The sequence below is a fragment of the Flavobacterium aerium genome (genome assembly GCF_030766725.1).
GTDB lineage: Bacteria > Bacteroidota > Bacteroidia > Flavobacteriales > Flavobacteriaceae > Flavobacterium > Flavobacterium aerium.
This window is the reverse complement of the sequence record NZ_JARQWR010000004.1, coordinates 250,272-273,362: the sequence shown is the minus strand read 5'-3', so window position 1 is coordinate 273,362 and position 23,091 is coordinate 250,272. Positions and strand designations below refer to the sequence as shown.

The window sequence follows — 23,091 nt, the reverse complement described above, 5'->3', positions numbered from 1 at the left end:
TCGGTCTTAACTGTTAATTTTTACGTTTTATGCATCAAATACATAAAATAATCTATTTGTTATTGGTCTAAATAAGAATAAGATATTACTTTTGCGCGAAATATATTATCCCTATACGCGTGAAATTTTTTATTTATATCCTTTTATTGTTCTCCAATGGTATATATGCACAACAACTTATTAAAGGACGTGTAGTAGACCAAGAAACGAAACAGCCATTGCAAAATGTTTCAATCATCAATACTGATTCCAACAAATGGACTATTAGTAATGAAAATGGTTATTTTGAATTTCGTGTGGTTGCTGTAAAAGATATAACCTTGACTTTTCGCCTACTTGGTAAACAAGAAAAAACAATTACTTATAATAAAACTGCTTTAGAAAAAGAAATACTTGTTGCCCTAGAGACACAAGATTTACGCTTGGATGAAGTTATTGTTTCTGCTCGTAAGGGAAAAAAATTCTCCGAAATAGAATTGGGTCGTGAGGTTATCGAGCAGGTTCAGGCTTTTTCAATTAATGAAGTTTTGGAACAACTGCCCGGACAAGCCGTAACCAACTTTAATCTAAATGAATTCAAGCCTATCGCGTTTAGGACTGTAAAACCGTCCAGAGTGGGTAGCACTGGGTTTGGAAACAAATCTTTTGGTACTTCTATAGTTGTAGATGGTATTCCAATATCCAATAATGAAAACATGCAATCGTATGTTGGGAATTATGGGGCTCCTTTTGTCCCGAATTTACTTGGTTTTGGCGATCCAAAGGCAAATGATTTTAATGGTTATTTTACCGGTACCGATTACAACTCGGATTTAAGAGAAATTGCTGTTGATAATATTGAAAAAATTGAAGTTGTACAAGGAGTTCCATCTGCAAAATATGGTGATTTGACTTCTGGATTAATCAAAATTGAACGCAAAGCAGGAAAGTCTCCTTATCAAATTTACACTTCTCTAAGAGATGGCGCTACAGAATATGGATTCTTCAAAGGATATCAATTGGGAGAACGATTGGGTCATCTGAATGTAACTGTAAACTACCTGAAAGCAAATTCGGAACCACGCGTATCTTTCACAGAATATGAGCGAATCACAACTAGTTTGATGTGGAGTTGGGCTAGCAAAAGCAAAAATATTCGTAATTCATTCTCTGTCGATTATGGATTCAATAATGACAATGTAAATAAAGAAGAGGAAGATACCGATAATAAAATTGTAAAGAATAAAAAGAAAGATTTAACTATTTCCAATCGATTCAAATGGAACCTAAAAGATCATTTTTTTGATAATCTTGATATTAATTTCAATTTCAAATACAGTGATCATTATACTTATGAGTCCAAATTCATGAATAATGGTGGATCAATCGTTGGAACAAGTATTAATGAAGGCGTATACACTGGTACCTATACATTACCAAGTTATACTAGCGTGAAAGCAGTTGAAGGTATTCCAATCTCTTCTTATCTAGCCGCCGATTTATACAAGACTTTCCATACCGGTGAATGGTTACACAATATTTCTGTAGGAACCTCTTTCCGTATGAGTGATAATAAAGGTAGGGGGCGTCTGGGCAGTCCTGAAACTATGATTAGTATTTTTGGAATTACTGGAAGTGGTGATAAATATGGGTTTCGCCCTTATAATTATGGTGATAATGTGCGTGCCGAATATCAGATCTCTTTGTATGCTGAGGACAACATTACCCGAAACTGGGACAACAGCACCTTATTTGTAAGTACGGGTTTACGTTACGATAATCAATATGGCTTTTCTTCACTGGCTCCCAGAATTAATAGTTATTTAGAGTTCGAAAAATTTAAAATAAGAGGGGGATTTGGTATCACTTCCAAGGCACCATCATTAAATCAAGTGTATACTGGACCACGATATTATGATGCTGTATTGGGGGATTACCGCTATCCGGGTCATTACAATCTTGGGATTGTTCAAACATTTATTGACTTAGCCAACAACAAAGACCTTAAACCCACAAAAAGTATTCGTTCTGAATTAGGATTTGATGTTAAACTTCCTTTTGGAAACCTAAACTTCACTGGATTTTATAACCATCTATATGATGGTATAACAAATCAATCTGTTCCTACTACTCGCTCAGTAGCCGATTTAGACATTGCATTCAATGGCACTCAAACTCCAACTTACCAAGTAGTAGGCTATTCTCCATTTTATTACATGCAAAATAAATTGGTAAACCAGTTTTCCTCAACGGATAAAGGGCTTGAGTTCTTTTTAAGTTTTGAAAAAACGCCTTTTCGAAATATTACATTCGATATTCAAGGAAGTTATATTGAAACAACCAACTTAAATGATGTAACAACTTATATCCGTTCGAGTAATGGAAATAAACCCGAAAAATTCGGTGTTTATAAACCTTATAATGAATATTATAAAAGTTTTAGATTAGGTAGCAACATCAATTATCATCTTCCAAAAATTGGATTGGTTATCGCCATTCGAAGTGAACACTTCATCATTGGGCAAAACAGCACCGATAACGAAAACCGATTACCTTATGCTTATATCGACGGAAATTTGAATACAGTGCCAATACCTGAGCAAGATCAGGGTAATAGCAGTCTTTATAGCCACATCTATATGAATGATTCTAGAGTAGAAGACAAGAAACTACAAAAAGTATATAACAATTTTCATTTACGTATTTCCAAAGATTTTTTAAATGGTTTCCGTTTCTCTTTCTATGCAAATAACTTCTTAAGTCTCGAATTAAAAGAAATCGCTACAGAAAATGGTACCATCACAACAAGACCAAAGCCTGATATGGTAAAACTGTCCTTTGGAACCAAAATAGAATATCAATTTTAATTTATTAACTAAATATCACTTATTATGAAGAAAATACTACTATTGCTTACCGCAGTTCTTGCGCTTTCGTCCTGTTCGGATGATGATTTTGGCAGCGACAATGGTTTACAGCCTGTTACATTTTCTGTAAATTTAAAATACGATACTGCTGCTTTTAATGGTATCGTTGTCAATAATGGAAATGTTATATTAACAAATACAAATACTGGAGATACGTATACTGTAGCCAGTAATGCTTCTGGTGTAGCTTCATTCGCTTCCATTTTACCAGGAACTTACAATATTACTGCTACAAAAACATTAGCAAAAACAGAATTCACTTCTCTTTTTGGCTATGCACCAAGTACAGAAACTGTTGCTTTCAATGGTTCTCAAGAACAGGTTATTGTCAATGCAAATGTTACTTCAGCTTCTATTGAGTTGAAATCGGTACGTGTGGGTGATTTAGTAATTAAACAAATCTACTATGCGGGTTCACATGCACAACAAGGAGCTGTTTTCAGAGATCAATTCATTGAAATCTACAATAACTCCAATGAAGTAATTTATGCAGATGGTTTACTGATTGGTCAATTGTATGGAAAAACATCTACTACAGTTAATGCTACTTCGCTTGCCAATGGGCAATTTGACTGGAGTAAATCTATGGGCATAGGCTTAGGAGAGAGTGCTAATAAAGATTATGTATATGCTGATTATGTATTGAGAATCCCAGGATCTGGTCAAGAACATCCTATAGCTCCAGGAAAAAGTATTGTAATTGCACAAACCGGAATCAATCATAAAGCACCATTAGTGGATAATTCCGGAGAACCTCTTACAGTGCAAAATCCTGATTTAACCATTGATTTAAGTACCGCTGATTTTGAAGTTTACCTCGGAGATTATCGTTTATCAATTGGCCAGGACATTTACCGTTTTGACATTCAAAATCCAGCCGTAAAGGATATGGAAATAGCCTATTGGGGAAGAGCTGGTTATGGCAGCGGAAATAAAGATTTTATTTTGGACAATTTAGGAAGAGATAGTTTTATCATTTTCCGTTCTGAAGAGCTGAACACTTACCCAGATTTCCCAGATCCATCTGTATCTTCTGTTATAGCTACTACAAAATATTTTATGCAGATTCCGATCTCAAAAATTATTGATGGTGTAGATTTGCAACATTATAGCCCAAGCAGTGCCAGACCAAAAATGTTACAACCACAAATCGATGCTTCATTCATTGGGTGTGATGCTTCATTCAATTCACAATCTGTGATTCGAAAAACTAAGGCTACTGTAAATGGTCGAATTATACTAGAAGACACTAACAATTCTGCCAATGATTTTATAAAATTAGCAAAGGCTAATCCAAAGGGATTTGCAAACTAGTCCACTCTATAAACCTTCTTAATTATTTAAGAACTTCAAAAATATGACTTCAAAAAAAGTAATATTATTTTTTATTCTATTGATAAGTTGTGCCCTCCAAGCACAACTTACCGATAGTTTATCGATTAAAGAAAATTCATTTTATAATGATGTTCAAGTGAACTTATGGAAAAATCCACTTTTCTATACTTCACAATACATCAATGATTTTACCCTTACACAAATTGATTTCAAAGAAAAAAAGCTAGCTCTAAAACGCGTACAAACAGCTGAAAAAACACAAGAATATACTTTTTCAACTCAAGGGGTCTTTAATATTAATCCTCGATTGCGTTTATTTGGTGAATTTGTTTTTAACCGAACTAATGAATATGATTTGGGTTATAATTTTACTACCAAACGAACTGAAAATCAAAATGTTTTGTCTCCTAATTATTTCTACGCTCCCAAAAAAGGGAACTGGGAAATCCAGAATTACAATTTAAATGGTGGTTTCTCGTATCAGTTTGAAAATAACCTCTTATTAGGTGCAACCGTTTTTTATAAAAATGGGAAAAGTTTTAGAACTATTGATCCACGCCCAGAAATCATTTCAATTGATTATGGCGGAGAGATTCATTTTGGCTATACCTATCAAAAACATAGTATTTATACTTCTATTGGTATATCAAAGCGCACTGAAAACCAAGGAATTCTTTACGTAAATGAGTATCAAAATGCACCAGTATACCCAGAAACATTTACTCGTTTTTCTTCTGGTTATGGTCGTGTTATTTTTAACTCTTCTTACACCAAATATCTATTCAATACTATTGATAAAAATTTTGGTTTAGGTTATCAATATAAGGAAGGTCGAAATAGTATAAATATGGCATATCAGTACAATAAATCTATGGAAAGTACTTATCGTAGAAACAATAAAGGCTATATATATGTTGCGAATGAATTAAAACAGTTTATGTACCGTATCGTTTCTCATACTGCTCAATTAAATTACTTTCATGATGGAAATGAAATTGATTACAAAATGAGCCTTGATTATGACCGTCAAAAAGGAGATAATTATTCGGTTATTGAAAATGGTCAGAATTACAGAATGAATCTGGATCGTTTTACCTTCAACAGTGGTATTATTAAAAAAATTGATCATCGTGTGCTCTATAGCTTTGAATTACAAGCAAGTTATATCAAACACAAATACATTGATTTATTAGGTAGTACTGATAAACGTTTGAGTACCTTAGAGATTGAAGCTTCATTCAATAAGGATATTTTTCTTCATAAGAAGAATAAATTGAATTTAGAATTCAGTGTCGCTCATTATAGTGCTTTGGATGAGAAATTAAAAATTGTACCCTTGACGGCTAATACTTCTTTCTCCGATAATGTAATTATTCCTGATCATGCTTACGATGTAACTAGTAAACTTCGTTCTTCTATGATGGCTCAGTATTTTTATAATTTGTCTAAAACAAAAACATTACGTTTTTTTGCAAATTATTCCACTTTAGTGGCTTTAGGTGATCAATATAAAAATTACGCCACCCCATTTAACACGAAGGAGAGTACCTACCTAAATGCAGGTATTTCTATAATTTATTAAGGATGAAAAAGATTATTGGATTCGTTTTTCTAGGTATTTTATTCACCGGGTTGGTTTCTTTGCAAAACCCTACCGATGACACCTATTATTCCATACCTGAATTAAAAAAATTATACAGTAGCGGTGATGCCAGCCAATGGCCTAAAGCAACAATCGATAGTCTCGCAACTGATTTCATTGACATTGGTGTACTTCCAAAAGTAGTTTTCCCTGATGATAATCCATTTTCTGAACCAAAAAGAGAGTTAGGTAAGGTTTTGTTTTTTGATCCAAGGTTATCCAGCTCTGGACAAATCTCTTGTGCTTCTTGTCATGATCCCGAATTAGGATGGGGGGATGGAAAGCGCGTTTCTCACGGTCATGATCGTACGCCGGGTACCCGAAACTCAAAACCAATTATCAATGTTGCTTATTCTAAAATTTTCTTTTGGGATGGTAGAGCAAAAAGCTTAGAGGATCAGGCTAAATTTCCTATTGAGGATACCAAAGAAATGAATAATCATATGGATCTTGCTGTGAAGTCCATTAAAAAAATAAAAGGGTATAAGCAGTTATTCCAAGAGGCTTATGGTGATGATAAAATTACAGAAGATAAAATTCTAAAAGCCATTGCTACCTTTGAACGTACCATCGTGAGTAGAAAAAGTCGTTTTGACAAATTCATTGGAGGGGACAGCACACAACTTTCCAATAAAGAAATTTTAGGATTACACTTATTTCGAACTAAAGCGAGATGTATTAACTGTCATAATTCTCCTTTATTTTCTGACAGTCAATTTCATAATGTGGGTCTTACTTATTATGGTAGAGAATATGAGGATTTGGGTCGTTATAATATTACGAAGAATCGTGAGGATGTAGGGAAATTTAAAACACCTTCTTTACGTGAAGTCATGAAAACGGGGCCTTATATGCATAATGGCTTATTCCCTCAAATAAGAGGTATTTTGAACATGTATAATGTAGGAATGCCTAATCAAAGAATTAAACCGGGTCAAAAAGAAGATTTAATGTTACCCGTAAATTCTCCTCTATTGCACAAATTAAAGCTTAGTAATGATGAGTTAGAAGCCTTGGAAGAATTCATGAATAGCATTACTTCTAACATCTATCGTGAACCTGAACCTAAAGCTTTTCCAAAATAACTCACCTCTACATCACACTTCTATTAATCAATTTTTTGATTTTCAATTAATTTAACATGTATATTCTGTTTAATTAAAATATAATTTTATTTGTTTTTAGTCTAAATAAAAGCTATTTTCGTTAAAATAACTTTAAAAATGACCCAATGAAAAAACTAAAATCATTATTAAGTCTTTCTGTCATTATTATCATAACATGTTTATACATATCATGTAATAATGAAGAAACAACACCTAATCAATTAACATTAGATCAACAATTAAAGACTACAACTATTAGAAAAGTAAAAGGAGACAAAAATCTTATTCAGCAAAAAATATATAGCAATCCCGAAGAATATGGATTCAAAAACACTTCTAATAAAGACTCCAGATTCAACAAAAATAACACCCATACATTCTATATTAGGCAACTTCCTAATGAAAATGAAGAGTTTATTATGATAAAAAATGAGTCAAAAAAAAATCGTAACTATCAAAATAAATCTGGAAGTCGTGGTTTATTAGTTTGTTCTGATCAATGTATCTGTGCAGATATGGCTAGGGCTTATGATCTTGAAAAAATCATTGATGACAAATGTACTGAAACGGGGAGAGCTGGAATAAACACCTTAAACATCACTGGTGGTAATGGTGAGAATGTAAGTATCACAGGAGATTGGATATCTTCAAGCTACATGCAGTGTACAATTTCAGCTGATTCGGGTGAATTACATATGCTAGAAAGGTATATTGATGATATTCCAGACGGTTGGATCCAAAGAAGATAACAATGTAAACCACAAACTTATTTAATTAAATAAGTTTGTGGTTATAATAAAAAATTTCAATTTTATAATATCCTAAAAATATCTTTATCATTTAAGAAACCAAATCGTTTTCGGTCGGAAAGCATTTGCTCTTTGTCCAAGTTTACAATATAGGTTCCTTCATTTTCTTGTGGCTCTATGCTATATTCTCCTAAATAATTAATGACTTGGGAATGTCCCGAATGATTATAGTTATGGTAATCTAACCCTACTCTGTTTACCGCTATCACATAAGACATATTCTCAATTGCTCGCGCTTGCAATAATGCATCCCATGCTTTAATACGCACTTCTGGCCAACTGGCAACATAGATTAAGACATCGTAATTCTCTTGGTTTCTAGACCAAACCGGAAATCGTAAATCATAACAAACCATCAAACAGATTTTCCATCCTAAATAGTCTACTATTACTTTTTCTTCTCCTGCTCTATAAATCTTTTCTTCTCCCGCTAAGGAAAATAGGTGTTTCTTATTGTAATACTGAATTTCTCCATTTGGAAAAACAAATAGCATTCGGTTATAGTATTGCTTATTTTCTTGAATAATTATACTCCCTGTAATGGCTGCATTTTTTGCTTTTGCTAATTCGACCATCCAATGTACCGTCTCTCCGTCCATTGTTTCTGCAACGAAATTGGGATGCATGGTAAAACCTGTTGTAAACATTTCAGGCAGAACAATTAGATCTATTTTCTCCTGAATTTCATTGATTTTCAATGTGAAAATTTCTCGGTTTGCTTTAGGATTTTCCCAAACTAGATTGGATTGAATTAGTGCTACTTTCATCGTGTATTATTTAACCGTAATCTCATCAATAAACAGGAATGCATCACCTCCTGCTCCTTGATGCCAGTCTGGCAATTTACCAAAATTATAGGCTTTAACCATAATATACTGTCCTTTTATCGGTTTGATTTCTGCTTTAAAATCGTGGATGCTGATTTTCTCTTCTTTTGGATCGAGTGTATTGGTTATTCTTTTCACTAGCTTAAACTTCTTATTATCCTTCGACACATAATATTCTACGGTAGTAGGCATCAAAATCCAAGATCGTGAATCTTGTAAGAATCGAGCAGAAATTTCGGATATCATTTGTTTTGATTTTAAATCAATAATACATTCGAAATCCTGTGACTGGTATCCTTGCCATTCTCCTTTTCTCCAGTTTTCTTCTCCAAGAACTCCATCAATAAGTCCTTCATCTCCTCCTGCATGGTATTGTGGATTGTATTTTGAAATGATATTGATTTTCCAATCATTTCCTTTCTTATAAAATGTTCCAGAAATTACAGCGCTTTGTTTGCTTGCTTTTTTAGCATAAGCATATACTGTTGTTGTTTCCGTAATCTCTAAAGGTTTACTGTAAGGAATAAATACTTTTTCTTTTTTCTTCTTTCCTGCTTCTTCTAAACAATAATAAAGATCATCCGAAGCATTCATTGCCTTTAATTCGATTTTCAACTTATCTTTAAAAACCTTTCCAGTTGTTTCAATAACGGGTACAGGAACAATTTCTTCATATTCTAATTTTTGACTTTCCGGTTTTGGATTTAATCCAAAAAATCGCAAATAGGCTGCTGTACTTTTAGGTGTGATTTCTTTTGTTGTTCCATCTTCAAAATGAACTTTGATATTTTCAAAATATGGAACTGTCGTATTCCACTCTGGAATACCTGGTGTTACGGCATATAAACCCATTGAGCTTAATACATACCAAGCACTCATTTGTCCACAATCTTCATTTCCTATTAATCCATCGGGTGTGTTTTTATAAAACTCATTAAGAATCTGATGTACTTTCTGAGTCGTCTTTTCTGGTTTCCCAACATAGTTGTATAAATAGGCCATATGATGGCTTGGCTCATTCCCGTGTGCATATTGTCCTATAAGCCCTGTAATATCAACTTGTTCTCTTCCTGTCGTTGCGGATGGGCTGGAAAACATTTCGTCTAGTTTTTTCTCAAATGGAACTGGTCCTCCATAAGCATTAATAAGCCCTTGCACATCCTGAGGCACAAAGAATGTATACTGCCAACTATTTCCTTCTGTAAAATTATTATTGACTTCTCTAGCGTCGAATGGTGTAACCCATCCTCCATTCTTTTTAGGTCGCATAAATCCTGTAACGGGATCAAATATGTTTTTCCAGTTTTGAGCTCGTTTCATAAAATAAGCGTATTCTTCTTTTTTACCGAGCATCAGTGCCATTTGTGCAATACACCAATCATCATAAGCATATTCAACGGTTTTAGAAACACTTTCGTGCTCGTCGTCCAAGCTGATGAATCCATTTTTCTTATAGGCATCTAATCCTAAATGATCTAACATCGCACTGTGTTTACTTGCTTCAAACGCTTTTTCATAATCAAAGCCTTTTATGCCCTTTGCCATAGCATCTGCCATTACACTCACGGAATGGTATCCAATCATACAATCTGTTTCATTACTTGCCAATTCCCACACTGGTAATCTTCCTCCTTGTTCATATTGCTTTAAAAAAGTACTTACGAAATCTGACGTTCGTTTTTTATCAATCAAAGTATACAAAGGGTGTGCTGCTCTAAAGGTATCCCATAGAGAAAATACAGAGTAATATGTAAATCCACTGGCTCTATGTAATTTATTATCTCTTCCTCTGTATTGTCCATCAACATCCATCGCTGTATTGGGTTGTGTCATTACATGGTATAATGCGGTATAGAATATCGTTAGTTTCTCTTTATCAGAACTTTTTACTTCTATTTTCCCTAATTCATTATTCCACATTTGGACTACTGCTTTTCTAGTCGCATTAAAATCCCAATTTGGAATTTCTGCCTTCATATTCTTCGTTGCTCCTTCATATCCTGTTGGGGATAAAGCTACTTTTACGAGTATTTTATCTCCTTTCTTAATGGTTTTAGAAAAACTAAGGGCTAGTTCTGTTCCTGAAAATACTTGACTTGAAAAATCTCCTTTACCATTTGTTTTTACTTTATTGATTTTCATCGGCTGATCAAATTCTATTCGCGCAAAAACATATTGATCACGTGCCCACGCTTCACTTCTTCTCAATACTTCAATCACTTTATCGTTTACAATACGAACTTCTCCCTCTAAAAGTTTATCGCGGTGATTCAAATCCAATATAATATTGGCTACTCCACTTTCATTGAATGTATATTCGTGAAAACCGACTCTTGTTGATGTTGTTAATGCTACATCAATATTATGTTTGTCTAATTTTACTGCATAATATCCTGCGGATGCTTGTTCATTTTTATGCGAAAATGCAGAAGCGTATTCGGTATTCATCAATTGAGGTTCTCCCATTGTAGGCATAAGCAAAATATCGCCGTAATCACTTACTCCAGTCCCGTTTAGGTGGGTATGTGAAAATCCATAAATTACGTTATCACTATAATGATATCCGCTACATCCATCCCAGCTTCCATCAATTCTTGTGTCGGGTGATAATTGTACCATTCCAAAAGGTACTGTTGCTCCAGGAAAAGTATGTCCATGTCCTCCAGTTCCAATCATCGGATTTACGTATTGGGCATAATTTTGTTGGGCTGAAGCATTTATTCCAAAGCATAAAAGGACTAGAATAAAGTAGGATGTAAGTTGCTTTTGCATTGTGGTATCGTATTGATTTTCAAATATAATTTTATGTTTTCTAATTTAATTCTAAAAACAAAAAGACATCAATTTCCTTGATGTCTTTTTGTTTTTTTATCGGCGGAATATGTCTCTGAATTGATATAGTATTCTTTCCATTAGTCGTAAATCTTCTGTAATAATTTCGGCATTCCCACGCATCTCCTGCTGGAATGGAATAATTTTATGGTAATGGGTTTCTAATTTGTTTGGTAATGCTATGTCAATTAAAATGTTTCCATCTTTATCGGGTGTTAATGAAATCGATTTTACTTTCCCTTTTAGCATTCCAAATTCTCGATCTGGAAAATTCGCTAATCTGATATTAACATCTTGCCCTACTTTTATTTTACCAGAATTTTGTGCCACCGCTTTTACTTTTCCAACGTATCCTTTTTCATCTGTAGGCACTACTGTAAATACATTTTCTCCTGCTACAATAGTCTGATTGTCAGTCCAAATTTGCATAAACGAAACTTCTCCCGGTATCGATGCTGTAAGGACATAGGCTAATTCCCAGTCTCTAACTGCTTTTCTTAATTGCTGAAAAGACTGACTTACGTTGCTTTGTAAGATAACATCGTCTTTTGTTTCGTTAATGTGGGTGTCCAACATATTTTTATTCAAATCATTCAATGATGATTTAAGTTGTGAAATTGAACTGGCTATCGTTTTGAAGTTTTTTTCGTCTTGCAAATAGCTTAATTTTTTAGCTTCGTATTCTTGCGTTGAAATTACTCCTTTATTGAATAATTTTTCAAAACGATCTAAGTCCGCTTTCTTTAGTTTCAATTCGGTCTCATTAATTTCTTTTTGCTGTTGCAACAAGTGTAATCGCTCTCTCAACTCTACGCCTTCTACTTGTTGTGCTCTACCCGCAACTTGATATGGCAACAGTGTTCTGTTTAAATTGTTTGTAATAAAGTCTTTTTGAAAAAGGGCATAATTTCCTTCTATATCTCCTAATCGAGCAAAACGGAATAATTCAAATGGGAATTTTATACTATTTCGATTTAATTTAATTGTATCTAAAACTTTCTTTAATAAGAATACATCTTCATAATTTGCGGTGTTTTCAATTACCGCTAATGGAGTATTCATCGGTACAATCTGACGGTCTTTTACCAAAATAGCTTCGATACGTCCAGAAGTTTTTGCCACTAATTTCTCCGGTGGAACATTGGTTGTAATCACTACTTCCGTTGCAATAATATCTGGATATTTAATTAACCATGAACCAATAAACATTAGTACAATAATCGATAAAACTACAATATTCCCCCATCGGATCATCCAATGTGGAACACGAGTCAAGATTTCTTGTACTTCTTCGCTTCTTAATTCAAATTTTTTATCTTCTGGCATTCTTTGTATTGTTGAAAAATTAAAACATTAAATTGTGATACACTGGTAAAGGTTATGTTCCTAATTGAAGTTGGTTTCGAACGAGTTCATAATAATTTCCTTTTAGGGCAACTAATTCTTCATGGTTTCCAATTTCAATAATTTTCCCTCTGTCTAATACGACAATCTGATCTGCATTCATTACTGTACTCAATCGGTGTGCAATAACCACTACCGTTTTGTCTTTAAAAAAGATATCTAATTTCTTCATGATTTCTTTTTCATTGTTTGCATCTAAGGCTGATGTTGCTTCATCAAAGAATAGCATCTCAGGGTTTTTATACACTGCTCTCGCTATTAATAGTCGTTGCTTTTGGCCTGTACTCATTCCTACGCCTTCCATACCAATCTTTGTATTATATCCTAAAGGTAGGGTCCCGACGTATTCTTTTATATTTGCTACTTCGGCTGCATAAACCAGGCGTTCTTTGTCAATAAAGTCTACCCCAATAGCAATATTCTGTGCAATTGTATCATTAAAGATATAGCCTTCTTGCATTACTGCACCGATATGTGCACGCCATGTTTTTTGTGCAATATTCTGAAGTTGGAAAGTTCCTAAATTAATTTCTCCTTTATCGGGATTATAAAACTTTAATAATAATTTCATTAAGGTTGTTTTTCCACTTCCACTTACACCCACAATTGCTGTTACTTTTCGAGCAGGAATGGTCAGATTCAAATCTTGTAAAACAGGAATATCGGATCCAATGTATCGGAAGGAAAGGTCTTTAATTTCGATATCACAGTTTTCTGGAAAAACATGCACTTGGTGTTCTTCTTCATCTGCCTCATCTTTTTTATCATGAATTTCTGCTAGTCTTGAAAGTGATATTTTTGCATCTTGAGCTTCTCTGATAAAACCGATTAACTGAGCGATTGGTGCATTTAATTGTCCTACAATATAGCTGATTGCCATCATCATCCCTAGAGTGATTTCTCCATCAATAACCAATTTTGCCGAAAAGAAAATAATAAAAATATTCTTTATCTCATTGATTACGGATGAACCAATACTTTGGGTTTGTTCTAATACTAATCCTTTTATTGATACTCTAAACAGTCTTGCTTGTACATACTCCCATCCCCATCTTTTCTGTTTTTCGGCATTGTGCAGTTTTATCTCCTGCATTCCATTAATCAATTCGATTACTTTACTTTGCTCCTGACTCACTTCTGAAAATCGCTTATAATCTAATTCTTCTCTTCTTTTCAAGAATATCGTGACCCATCCGAAATATAAGATACTTCCAACCATAAAGATTATAAAGATTTGGAAGTTATAATAAATCAGTACAGCTCCCATGATAATCAAATTGATAAAGGAGAATAACACATTCAACGAAGAGGAGGTTAGTATTCTTTCAATACGATGGTGATCGTTGATTCGCTGCATAATATCTCCTGTCATTCTTACATCAAAGAAGGAGATTGGTAGATTCATTAACTTAATAAAGAAATCGGAAATTAATGAGATATTAATACGGGTAGAAAGATGTAATAACACCCAACTTCGAATTAATTCTAATGCTGTTTTGCCCGCAAATAGAAATAATTGAGCGAACAAAATCATGTATATAAAATGTATATTTTGATTTTGTATCCCCACATCGACTATACTTTGTGTAAGGAATGGGAAAATTAATTGTAGTAAACTTCCCGCCAGTAATCCGATTATTAGCTGAGCTAAAAATGATTTGTACTGAAAGATATATTTTGAAAGGAGTCCAAAGCCAAATGCTTGCTTATCCTCTTTATCATATTCATTTTGTTGGAATTTTGGTGTTGGTTCAACTAGTAATGCAATCCCTTCTTCGGTTTTTTTATTGGCATTGTTTCCAATCCAAAATTTTATAAATTCTTCACCTGTATACGTCAGCAATCCATGTGCTGGATCTGAAATGTAGTATTTTCCTTTTTTAATTTCATAAAGCACAACATAGTGTTCTTTGTTCCAATGTAGTATACAAGGCAGGGGTGCTTCTTCTAATTTTTCAGCTGTTAATTTGACTCCTAAAGTTCGAAAACCAATTTTCTCTGCAGCATCACTTAATCCTAATAGTGTACTGCCTTCACGCGTTGTCTCACTTAAATCACGCAATCCTTGAATAGGAATTGTTTTACCGTATGACTTCGCTATAATTTTAATACATGTAGGTCCGCAATCTTTAGCATCAGCTTGCAGGTAGTGGGGAAATTTAGGCATTGATCAAAATAAAATTTAGCAATAATGTAAAATCTTTTTATAATAAAATTAATTCTCTTATGGTCATAATTTAATCACAATATACGTGTTTTTTAAGAAAAAATTCAGATTAATAAAAAAATCAAGTGAAAAAAATTATCCACTTGATTCTTATTTTCCTTTACGAATAAAAGGGTTATATTTTTATATTTAATTAACTGGAACTCTTCTGTTTAGTACATTATCCGTTTAAACAGTTGTAGTCCCATAAAGTACATTCTCTCTCGATAGGCTTCCATCGTAGACAGCATGCTGGAGCTTTACCTCCTTTAATACTCTTTTGCTCTGCTTTGCTTAGAATTTGCGATCCTTTTAAGCTTGAAATTTTTTTCAACATAAAGTAAGAATTTATAATGGGTTAATTGTTTTAAAAAGTATTAACTATCCTCTTGGCTCAGGTCCTATACAACACCATGCTCCAATCTGATATGGATAATATCCATTATTACCACTTCTTTCTTCGATCTCAATACTAAGACATGTTGGACCTGTTCTTCTAATACAGTTCGCAGCCATCCATTCTGTAATTCCTCCTTTAATAGATTGCTGTGAATCCTTGCTCAATTCCTGAGCTCCAGTTAAATTTAAAATGTTTTTTTTCATAATAGATCTCGTTTAAATTGGTTGATTATATATAATTCTAAAATTTGGATTATCCTTGTGGTTCAGTTCCTCTACAACACCATCCAATAAGTTGATGGTAATATTCTCCATCTACATCACATGTTGGTGTTTTTTTTCTAATACAGTTTGCAGCCATCCATTGTGTAATTCCTCCTTTGATAGACTGTTGTGAATCCTTGCTCAACTCCTGAGCTCCCGTTAAGTTTAAAATGTTTTTTTTCATAATTGATATAATTAAAATTGGTTGATAATTCTTCATTTACTTACATTATGCTACATATTCTTCCTCCAAAACATCTCTTTCTAGCGCCACGTCTTTTGCCAAATCATTTAAAAAATATTTTGCATCACTCAACTCATATTCCTGTGGATATAATTGATTATTAATAATTTTTACTGGTGTATAATTAAAGTCATTTGCCGTAGACCAATTGTATTGCTTTTCTATTTCATTTTTTATTTCCGAATCAATATGGTCTATTTTCCATTTTAATTGCCATTCTTCGAGGGTCAATTTCTTAATATGCCAATCTGAAATTGCTGTAAGGACTTGACTTGGATTTGTTCTATTCATCTGAAGTAATTTTTCAACAATTACGAGATAAGGATTACCATTATTATTGGGATTAACATTGAAAAGTATGTTTAGACTAATTTTATCTGGGAATTTCAGGTGTAGGTTTAAACCATCTTCAAATGCTTTATGGCAGTGACCGCAACTTGGACTTACAATTAATGTGAGTACCGTTGGTAAATCTGGAGTTCCAATTTGAATGGATTGCAATTGATCAAACCCATTCATCACTGTAACAGGTTTTAATAATGCAGAAAATATTTTAGAATCTCTTTTAAAACGATTTAGTTTCTGAACTGAATCGGAAAGTGTATTATTCTTTTTGAGAATTGGTTTTAGTGCAACCCACGCTGTCAGTAATGTTATCACTGAAAAAACATAAAAGAAAAAACTGGAACGCACTAATAAGGCATTGAAATCACCTGTTGTAGTCGCAATGTATAAGGCTGATTGCATCACAATTATTGTTGCTGTTACTAAACACAATACACACCATTTTTTTAATTCAAATTTTTGAATCCATACCGAGTATAGAACAATGGGTAATGCTAGAGTACTTAATACACCAATGATATTCATCGAAGCAATTGGATTCAACAAAATAGCGATGGTATTCACTACAAAAAATACTAATGGTAGGTCTGCAAAATTCATCCATTTATTTATGTCATTTTTTGTGGATTTAATTACGCTATTACAAGACGTATTTTCACTATAACTGCAAAATTTTGAAACCATTTCATTACTAATCCCAAATTCTTCCTGAATAATAAAAGCACCTATGCAACTTCCAATTAAAGAAGATAGTAAAAATGCTATTGAGACAAAATTGTACTCATTGTAAAAGAATGATATTCCTATTAATGCAACTAATGGTATAGCGTATTTTAAGTTATTATTCTTTTTCCCTTTATGGACTTCAACTTGTTCGTTTGGTTCAATCGCAATGATAATTCCCTTCCAAATATTCTTGAATTCAGCATGACTCAACGTTTCTTTGATGAATTTTTCTGTTTCCAATACTATTGTGGTTTCATCTTTCTCCACTACTACTAATTCTTCTGATCCGTTTTTCAGCACTAATGCCATAAAATTGTCTGGTAGTGCTTCTAGTTGATCTTTTGGAACTTCAGCGGCAACATTCTCAATACCTAATACTGTAAATGAATCTGTAATTGAATATAAGCTTGGATGATTGGGATGGGATAGATACACATCTTCAAACTCTTCTATAACATTTGTATATTGGTTTAATACTAGAAATTTCTGAGTTAACTTAATCATATAAAATTTGTATTGATATTATTTCGTGTTAGACTATGAACTAATACAGCTCATAATCTAACAAGACTTGCTTACATTTTGTTTTATCAGTTTAATCACATAATGGATACTTCACATTGCATTTGTTTGGCACCCATATCCATGGTCCTCCACAGACTAATTGAATCATCCCTGACTCACATCCTGAATTTCCTCCCGTTAATTTAATTAGCGTTTTTTTTGAGAGTTCATGTACTCCTTTCAATTGTAGTATTGATTTTTTCATGGTTGTAAAGGTTTTTAGATTTACTGGATTTCATCTTCTTCAAAACTTACTAAAAGAAGGAATCCTTAACTTATAAATTTTCTCTAGCTAACTTAATTCATTTAAAAATCAAAATTTTACGGTTTTATGTTAAAAAAATTACGGTTTTACCTTATTTAGGTTAAAATAAAACATTAATTATATTTTAATAAGATATATCAACCGAAATCAACACTTATGCCGTTTTAAACAAAAAAAGCTGCTTAGAAAACTAAGCAGCTTTTACCATTATTTGGAGCAATGTTTTGTTTTTGACTAAAAAAGGTCTCCACAATACGGATGTAAAACGGCACATGTATTTGGAACCCACATAAAAGGTCCATCGCATTCTAACTGAACATATCCTCCTTTGCAATTAGGGTCACCTCCGGCCAATTTAATAAGTTCTTTTTTTTGCAACACTGTTACACCTTCTAGTTTTAGAATTGAGTTTTTCATTTTTATATTTTTAAATAAAATTATTAAGACGATTAATGTTCAATTGTTATTACTGGCTCTTCACACCATAAGTAAGGTACTGCGCAAATATTTGGAACCCAAACTAACGGGCCTCCACATTCTAGTCGTGCCCTACCTGGAGGACATGCTCCCCCTTTTATACTTTTTTGCATTTCAGCTGAAAGTTCTTTTACTTCTTTTAATTGTAAGATTGAGTTTTTCATGATGATCTCTTAGTTAGTTTGGTTAATAAATTTTACCACAAAATTCAATACATAAATTACTTCTCTATATTGCTCTTGAATTGCTAACTTACTTTTTTAAAACAGCATCATATTACGGTTTTTCGTTAAAAAAATTACGGTTTTACCCTATTTAAAATATAGAATAAGCTATTATTTAACAAATAACAAAAGGGCAGCCTAAAATTTTAGACTGCCCTTGCAAGCTAGTTATCAAGAGTGAAATAATAGCTTATTCTATATTTAAAAAACTAAAACGGATCCTCACAAAATGGTAGATCTACTGCACATACGTTAGGAACCCATATCCATGGACCATCACATTCAAATCGAACTTCACCTGGTCCACAACCAGCACCTCCTGTTATGGTTAATAAGGTTTCTTTTGATAATTCACTAACTCCTTCAATTTTTAAAATTGAGTTTTTCATTTTTATATGATTTTTGATCAGCTAAACTTCTTATTTTTTGCATTATGCACAGTGAGCTTCTGGTGATTTACACACATTAGGAACCCAAGTTGGCCCTTGCCCACAAACTAAGACAACGTATCCTGGCCCACAAGCCGCACCGCCTTTTATATTTTTCAAATGTTCCTTTGAAAGTTCATTTACACCTTCTATCTTTAAAATTGATTTTTTCATCTTATTAAATATTAAAATTATTGAATCTTTCCAAAATAAATATCTCGCCAACAATTATATAATTGCTAACTTAATTATTTCCAAATCAATAATTTTACGGTTTTTTGTTAAAAAAATTACGGTTTTTATTTTTATTTAAATAATTAACACCAAAACAATACCGAGTTAAATCACTCCAAGCTTTTTAGCTTCGTTTATTAAATCCTTGTCTGTTCCTTTTTCGATTCCCAATTGGATCTTTAGTAGTGTTTTTCTTTTTTCGATAGCACTTAAAGATAGCGCTATGTAATTTGGGAGGTTTTTAGTTTTCACCCCTTTTGCGATACAAGATAGTATCTGAAGATTATCGTGGTCTAAGTTTAATTCACTCGAAAGTGCTTGTTTTACACTTTTACTGGCTGTACTACTTAGATATACCTCACCATTCATTATTTTTTTTAATACCTGTTGAAATTTATCTAACGTGATATCGCTTTTTATTAATAAACCTTGTGGTTTTATCGTTCGAACTATGTTACTTAAACGTACAGCCTCTGTATGCATCGTAAGCATGATGATTTTACAATCTGGGAGAATATTTTTAATCAATTTTGCTAAATCTTCTCCAGACTTCATGTTCTTCTGTACATAGGGTGCCAAACTAATATCTAGAAAAGCAATATGAAAATGTGTTTTTTCCGAGGATTGGATAATCGCATTATATGCATCTTCGCAGTTATGTGCTGTAGTAATATTCATCAATGACGATGGGATTATATTTGCATTTAAAATTGCATTTCTATATCCTTCGATTATCATTGGATGGTCGTCAACCATAAGAATATTTAGCATTCTTTGAATCATTTTACCCATTAATATTTCTTAAATATATGTATTTAATGCATATTATCCTATAGCAAAAATCCGGTTTAACTTCATTTTACACTATTTGTCTTTTTTTTATTTAACACAAGAAACACTTATAATTCACAAAATGCGATAATTAGCATAGAGTATTGCATGTTGAAAATTTTATTTTTTTCAAAAAAAAATCCCCTCAAACAAATGTTTGAGGGGATTACCATATTAAGGATAAAGATTAAAAACCTTTATGTATTTATTATTTAATACTTGCTTTTAAGTATTCACGGTTCATACGTGCGATGTTTTCAAGAGAAATTCCTTTCGGACATTCTACTTCGCATGCTCCAGTATTTGTACAGTTTCCAAATCCTTCAAGATCCATATGGTGAACCATATTTAAAACACGGTCTGCAGCTTCAACTTGTCCTTGTGGTAATAAAGCAAATTGGGATACTTTTGCAGAAACGAATAACATTGCTGAAGAGTTTTTACAGGTTGCAACGCAAGCTCCACATCCAATACATGTTGCAGAATCAAAAGCGGTATCAGCGTCATGTTTATTAATTGGAATAGAATTCGCATCTACAGTACGACCTGAAGTATTTACAGAGATAAATCCTCCTGCATGTTGTATTCTATCAAAAGAAGATCTATCAACTACTAAATCTTTAATTACTGGGAATGCTTTTGCACGGAAAGGTTCAATAAAGATAGTATCACCGTCTTTAAACATTCTCATGTGCAATTGACAAGTCGTTACGCCTCTATCTGGTCCGTGTGCTTCTCCATTAATGAAAAGTGAACACATACCACAGATTCCTTCACGACAGTCATGGTCAAAAGCTACTGGGTCTTCTCCTTGGTTAATCAACTGTTCGTTTAAAACGTCCAGCATTTCAAGGAAGGACATATCTGGCGAAACATCATCGATTTTATAGTCAACTATTTTTCCAGTTTCTTTAGCGTTTTTTTGACGCCATATTTTTAATGTAAGTTTCATACTCTATAGATTTTGCATTTAGTATTTCGATGGGATCGTCTTACCGCTCCCTCTTCTGATACTAAAATCTTATTTGTAACTTCTAGTAACTAATTTAATGTTTTCGAATACTAATTCTTCTTTGTGTAACACAGCATCGCTTGGTTTTCCTTTGTATTCCCATGCCGCAACATAAGCAAAGTTTTCATCGTCTCTCTGTGCTTCTCCGTCTTCTGATTGATATTCTTCTCTAAAATGTCCACCACAAGATTCATTTCTATGTAAAGCATCTTTTGCAAACAGTTCTCCTAATTCAAGGAAATCGGCTACTCTTAATGCTTTTTCAAGCTCTTGGTTAAATCCATTAACATCGCCTGGTACTCTTACGTCTTTGTAAAATTCTTCACGCAATGCTGCAATTTCATGTATCGCTTCAGTAAGTCCTTGCGCATTTCTCGCCATACCTACTTTGTCCCACATAATTTTTCCTAATTTTTTATGGAAATGGTCCACAGAGTGGTTTCCATTATTAGTACTGAATTTCTGAATTAAATCACGAACATTTTTCTCTGCTTCTACGAATTCTGGTAAATCTGTAGAAATCTGACCTGTTCTAATATCGCTTGATAAATATTCACCTATTGTATAAGGTAATACGAAATATCCATCTGCTAATCCTTGCATTAATGCTGATGCTCCTAATCTGTTTGCTCCGTGATCAGAGAAGTTTGCTTCTCCAATTGAATAACATCCTGGGATAGTTGTCATCAAGTTATAATCTACCCAGATTCCACCCATTGTGTAGTGTACTGCTGGATAAATCATCATTGGCGTTATGTATGGATTCTCATCTACGATTTTCTCATACATCTGGAATAAGTTTCCGTATTTATTTGCAACAACGTCAGTTCCTAATTTTATAATTAAGGCTGCGTCATTTTCATCTAAACCTTTGATGTAGGCTTGCTCTTTTCCGTAACGTTGGATTGCTGCTGCAAAGTCCAAGTATACTGCTTCACCTGTTTTATTAACTCCAAAACCTGCATCGCAACGTTCTTTAGCTGCACGAGACGCAACGTCACGTGGCACTAAGTTACCGAATGATGGGTAACGACGCTCCAAATAGTAATCTCTTTCTTCTTCTTTAAGATCGGTCGGTTTTTTTCTTCCTTCACGAATTGCCTGAGCATCTTCTAATGATTTAGGAACCCAAATACGTCCATCATTTCTTAAGGATTCTGACATCAACGTCAATTTTGACTGGTGATCTCCCGAAACTGGAATACATGTAGGGTGAATTTGTGTATAACAAGGGTTAGCAAAGTAAGCTCCTTTTTTATGTATTTTCCATGCTGCTGTAGCATTACTTCCCATTGCATTTGTTGATAAGAAAAATACGTTACCATATCCTCCAGAACCAATAACAACGGCATGTGCAGAATGTCTTTCTATTTCTCCTGTAATTAAATTACGAGCGATAATTCCTCTTGCTTTACCATCTACGATTACTAAATCTAGCATCTCATGACGGTTGTACATTTTTATTTTTCCTCGTCCAATTTGACGATTCATTGCAGAATATGCTCCTAAAAGTAATTGTTGACCTGTTTGCCCTTTTGCATAAAATGTTCTTGAAACTAATGTTCCTCCAAAAGAACGGTTATCTAATAATCCACCGTATTCTCTTGCTAATGGCACACCTTGCATTACGCATTGGTCAATAATATTTGCTGACACTTCTGCTAAACGGTAAACGTTTGCTTCACGTGCTCTATAATCTCCTCCTTTTACTGTATCATAAAATAAACGGAATGTTGAATCACCGTCTCCTTGATAGTTTTTTGCAGCATTGATACCTCCTTGAGCAGCAATTGAGTGCGCTCTTCTTGGTGAATCTTGAAAACAAAATGCTTTTACGTTATATCCTAATTCTGCAAGAGTAGCTGCAGCAGAACCACCTGCTAAACCTGTACCTACAACAATAACATCTATATTACGCTTGTTCGCTGGATTTACTAAATTGATATGATCTTTATAATCTGTCCATTTGTCTGAAATAGGACCGTTAGGAATTTTTGAATCTAATGCCATA

At 33.4% G+C, this 23,091-nt stretch carries 21 protein-coding genes; 5 read left to right on the top strand and 16 right to left on the bottom strand.

What is annotated here, in order from left to right:
• Positions 1 to 119: 119 nt before the first annotated feature.
• From P6733_RS07600 to P6733_RS07580, 5 genes are all read left to right on the top strand, one after another.
• On the top strand, positions 120 to 2,846 hold the full coding sequence (locus tag P6733_RS07600) for a TonB-dependent receptor (protein ID WP_306351951.1): 2,727 nt from the start codon (positions 120 to 122) through the stop codon (positions 2,844 to 2,846).
• A 24-nt stretch (positions 2,847 to 2,870) separates the two neighbouring features.
• Complete coding sequence (locus P6733_RS07595) at positions 2,871 to 4,220, top strand: DUF4876 domain-containing protein (protein WP_306351949.1); 1,350 nt, start codon at positions 2,871 to 2,873, stop codon at positions 4,218 to 4,220.
• 43 nt (positions 4,221 to 4,263) lie between these two features.
• Positions 4,264 to 5,823 (top strand): DUF6850 family outer membrane beta-barrel protein, encoded by a 1,560-nt coding sequence (locus P6733_RS07590; protein ID WP_306351947.1) that lies wholly within the window; start codon positions 4,264 to 4,266, stop codon positions 5,821 to 5,823.
• 2 nt (positions 5,824 to 5,825) lie between these two features.
• Positions 5,826 to 6,968 carry a cytochrome-c peroxidase gene (locus P6733_RS07585; RefSeq protein WP_306351945.1) on the top strand — a complete coding sequence of 381 codons (1,143 nt, stop codon included), beginning with the start codon at positions 5,826 to 5,828 and terminating at the stop codon, positions 6,966 to 6,968.
• Between the two features lie 146 nt (positions 6,969 to 7,114).
• Entirely contained in the window at positions 7,115 to 7,738 is a 624-nt protein-coding gene (locus P6733_RS07580; protein WP_306351943.1) for a hypothetical protein, read from the top strand.
• 62 nt (positions 7,739 to 7,800) lie between these two features.
• Here P6733_RS07580 and P6733_RS07575 read toward each other — a convergent pair whose 3' ends face one another.
• The 16 genes from P6733_RS07575 to P6733_RS07500 form a co-directional block, all read right to left on the bottom strand.
• Entirely contained in the window at positions 7,801 to 8,565 is a 765-nt protein-coding gene (locus tag P6733_RS07575) for an amidohydrolase (protein ID WP_306351941.1), read from the bottom strand.
• A 6-nt stretch (positions 8,566 to 8,571) separates the two neighbouring features.
• Positions 8,572 to 11,397, bottom strand: coding sequence for a GH92 family glycosyl hydrolase (locus P6733_RS07570; protein ID WP_306351939.1), 2,826 nt, complete (start codon positions 11,395 to 11,397; stop codon positions 8,572 to 8,574).
• Between the two features lie 96 nt (positions 11,398 to 11,493).
• Complete coding sequence (locus P6733_RS07565) at positions 11,494 to 12,783, bottom strand: HlyD family secretion protein (protein ID WP_306351937.1); 1,290 nt, start codon at positions 12,781 to 12,783, stop codon at positions 11,494 to 11,496.
• 52 nt (positions 12,784 to 12,835) lie between these two features.
• Complete coding sequence (locus tag P6733_RS07560; RefSeq protein WP_306351935.1) at positions 12,836 to 15,028, bottom strand: peptidase domain-containing ABC transporter; 2,193 nt, start codon at positions 15,026 to 15,028, stop codon at positions 12,836 to 12,838.
• Between the two features lie 220 nt (positions 15,029 to 15,248).
• Positions 15,249 to 15,404, bottom strand: coding sequence for a hypothetical protein (locus P6733_RS07555; RefSeq protein ID WP_306351934.1), 156 nt, complete (start codon positions 15,402 to 15,404; stop codon positions 15,249 to 15,251).
• A 44-nt stretch (positions 15,405 to 15,448) separates the two neighbouring features.
• Positions 15,449 to 15,670 (bottom strand): hypothetical protein, encoded by a 222-nt coding sequence (locus P6733_RS07550; RefSeq protein ID WP_306351933.1) that lies wholly within the window; start codon positions 15,668 to 15,670, stop codon positions 15,449 to 15,451.
• 49 nt (positions 15,671 to 15,719) lie between these two features.
• Positions 15,720 to 15,914: a hypothetical protein gene (locus P6733_RS07545; protein WP_306351931.1), complete on the bottom strand. Its 195-nt coding sequence runs from the start codon at positions 15,912 to 15,914 to the stop codon at positions 15,720 to 15,722.
• A 45-nt stretch (positions 15,915 to 15,959) separates the two neighbouring features.
• Positions 15,960 to 17,549, bottom strand: a complete 1,590-nt coding sequence (locus P6733_RS07540; RefSeq protein WP_306351929.1) for a vitamin K epoxide reductase family protein — start codon at positions 17,547 to 17,549, stop codon at positions 15,960 to 15,962.
• A 91-nt stretch (positions 17,550 to 17,640) separates the two neighbouring features.
• Complete coding sequence (locus P6733_RS07535) at positions 17,641 to 17,814, bottom strand: hypothetical protein (RefSeq protein ID WP_306351927.1); 174 nt, start codon at positions 17,812 to 17,814, stop codon at positions 17,641 to 17,643.
• A 294-nt stretch (positions 17,815 to 18,108) separates the two neighbouring features.
• Complete coding sequence (locus tag P6733_RS07530) at positions 18,109 to 18,291, bottom strand: hypothetical protein (protein ID WP_306351925.1); 183 nt, start codon at positions 18,289 to 18,291, stop codon at positions 18,109 to 18,111.
• A 32-nt stretch (positions 18,292 to 18,323) separates the two neighbouring features.
• Entirely contained in the window at positions 18,324 to 18,515 is a 192-nt protein-coding gene (locus tag P6733_RS07525) for a hypothetical protein (RefSeq protein ID WP_306351923.1), read from the bottom strand.
• A gap of 269 nt (positions 18,516 to 18,784) precedes the next feature.
• Complete coding sequence (locus tag P6733_RS07520; protein WP_306351922.1) at positions 18,785 to 18,964, bottom strand: hypothetical protein; 180 nt, start codon at positions 18,962 to 18,964, stop codon at positions 18,785 to 18,787.
• A gap of 42 nt (positions 18,965 to 19,006) precedes the next feature.
• Entirely contained in the window at positions 19,007 to 19,177 is a 171-nt protein-coding gene (locus P6733_RS07515) for a hypothetical protein (RefSeq protein WP_306351920.1), read from the bottom strand.
• A 165-nt stretch (positions 19,178 to 19,342) separates the two neighbouring features.
• Positions 19,343 to 20,008: a response regulator gene (locus tag P6733_RS07510; RefSeq protein WP_306351919.1), complete on the bottom strand. Its 666-nt coding sequence runs from the start codon at positions 20,006 to 20,008 to the stop codon at positions 19,343 to 19,345.
• Positions 20,009 to 20,276: 268 nt separating this feature from the next.
• Positions 20,277 to 21,020, bottom strand: a complete 744-nt coding sequence (locus P6733_RS07505; protein WP_306351917.1) for a succinate dehydrogenase/fumarate reductase iron-sulfur subunit — start codon at positions 21,018 to 21,020, stop codon at positions 20,277 to 20,279.
• Positions 21,021 to 21,089: 69 nt separating this feature from the next.
• Complete coding sequence (locus P6733_RS07500; protein WP_306351915.1) at positions 21,090 to 23,090, bottom strand: fumarate reductase/succinate dehydrogenase flavoprotein subunit; 2,001 nt, start codon at positions 23,088 to 23,090, stop codon at positions 21,090 to 21,092.
• Between the last annotated feature and the right edge of the window lies 1 nt (position 23,091).

Bases quoted from the DNA above. Each gene is read 5' to 3' on its own strand.
- P6733_RS07595 (WP_306351949.1), top strand. From the start codon at position 2,871: ATGAAGAAAATACTACTATTGCTTACCGCAGTTCTTGCGCTTTCGTCC.
- P6733_RS07590 (WP_306351947.1), top strand. From the start codon at position 4,264: ATGACTTCAAAAAAAGTAATATTATTTTTTATTCTATTGATAAGTTGT.
- P6733_RS07585 (WP_306351945.1), top strand. From the start codon at position 5,826: ATGAAAAAGATTATTGGATTCGTTTTTCTAGGTATTTTATTCACCGGG.
- P6733_RS07580 (WP_306351943.1), top strand. From the start codon at position 7,115: ATGAAAAAACTAAAATCATTATTAAGTCTTTCTGTCATTATTATCATA.
- P6733_RS07575 (WP_306351941.1), bottom strand. From the start codon at position 8,565: ATGAAAGTAGCACTAATTCAATCCAATCTAGTTTGGGAAAATCCTAAA.
- P6733_RS07570 (WP_306351939.1), bottom strand. From the start codon at position 11,397: ATGCAAAAGCAACTTACATCCTACTTTATTCTAGTCCTTTTATGCTTT.
- P6733_RS07565 (WP_306351937.1), bottom strand. From the start codon at position 12,783: ATGCCAGAAGATAAAAAATTTGAATTAAGAAGCGAAGAAGTACAAGAA.
- P6733_RS07560 (WP_306351935.1), bottom strand. From the start codon at position 15,028: ATGCCTAAATTTCCCCACTACCTGCAAGCTGATGCTAAAGATTGCGGA.
- P6733_RS07555 (WP_306351934.1), bottom strand. From the start codon at position 15,404: ATGTTGAAAAAAATTTCAAGCTTAAAAGGATCGCAAATTCTAAGCAAA.
- P6733_RS07550 (WP_306351933.1), bottom strand. From the start codon at position 15,670: ATGAAAAAAAACATTTTAAATTTAACTGGAGCTCAGGAATTGAGCAAG.
- P6733_RS07545 (WP_306351931.1), bottom strand. From the start codon at position 15,914: ATGAAAAAAAACATTTTAAACTTAACGGGAGCTCAGGAGTTGAGCAAG.
- P6733_RS07540 (WP_306351929.1), bottom strand. From the start codon at position 17,549: ATGATTAAGTTAACTCAGAAATTTCTAGTATTAAACCAATATACAAAT.
- P6733_RS07535 (WP_306351927.1), bottom strand. From the start codon at position 17,814: ATGAAAAAATCAATACTACAATTGAAAGGAGTACATGAACTCTCAAAA.
- P6733_RS07530 (WP_306351925.1), bottom strand. From the start codon at position 18,291: ATGAAAAACTCAATTCTAAAACTAGAAGGTGTAACAGTGTTGCAAAAA.
- P6733_RS07525 (WP_306351923.1), bottom strand. From the start codon at position 18,515: ATGAAAAACTCAATCTTACAATTAAAAGAAGTAAAAGAACTTTCAGCT.
- P6733_RS07520 (WP_306351922.1), bottom strand. From the start codon at position 18,964: ATGAAAAACTCAATTTTAAAAATTGAAGGAGTTAGTGAATTATCAAAA.
- P6733_RS07515 (WP_306351920.1), bottom strand. From the start codon at position 19,177: ATGAAAAAATCAATTTTAAAGATAGAAGGTGTAAATGAACTTTCAAAG.
- P6733_RS07510 (WP_306351919.1), bottom strand. From the start codon at position 20,008: ATGCTAAATATTCTTATGGTTGACGACCATCCAATGATAATCGAAGGA.
- P6733_RS07505 (WP_306351917.1), bottom strand. From the start codon at position 21,020: ATGAAACTTACATTAAAAATATGGCGTCAAAAAAACGCTAAAGAAACT.
- P6733_RS07500 (WP_306351915.1), bottom strand. From the start codon at position 23,090: ATGGCATTAGATTCAAAAATTCCTAACGGTCCTATTTCAGACAAATGG.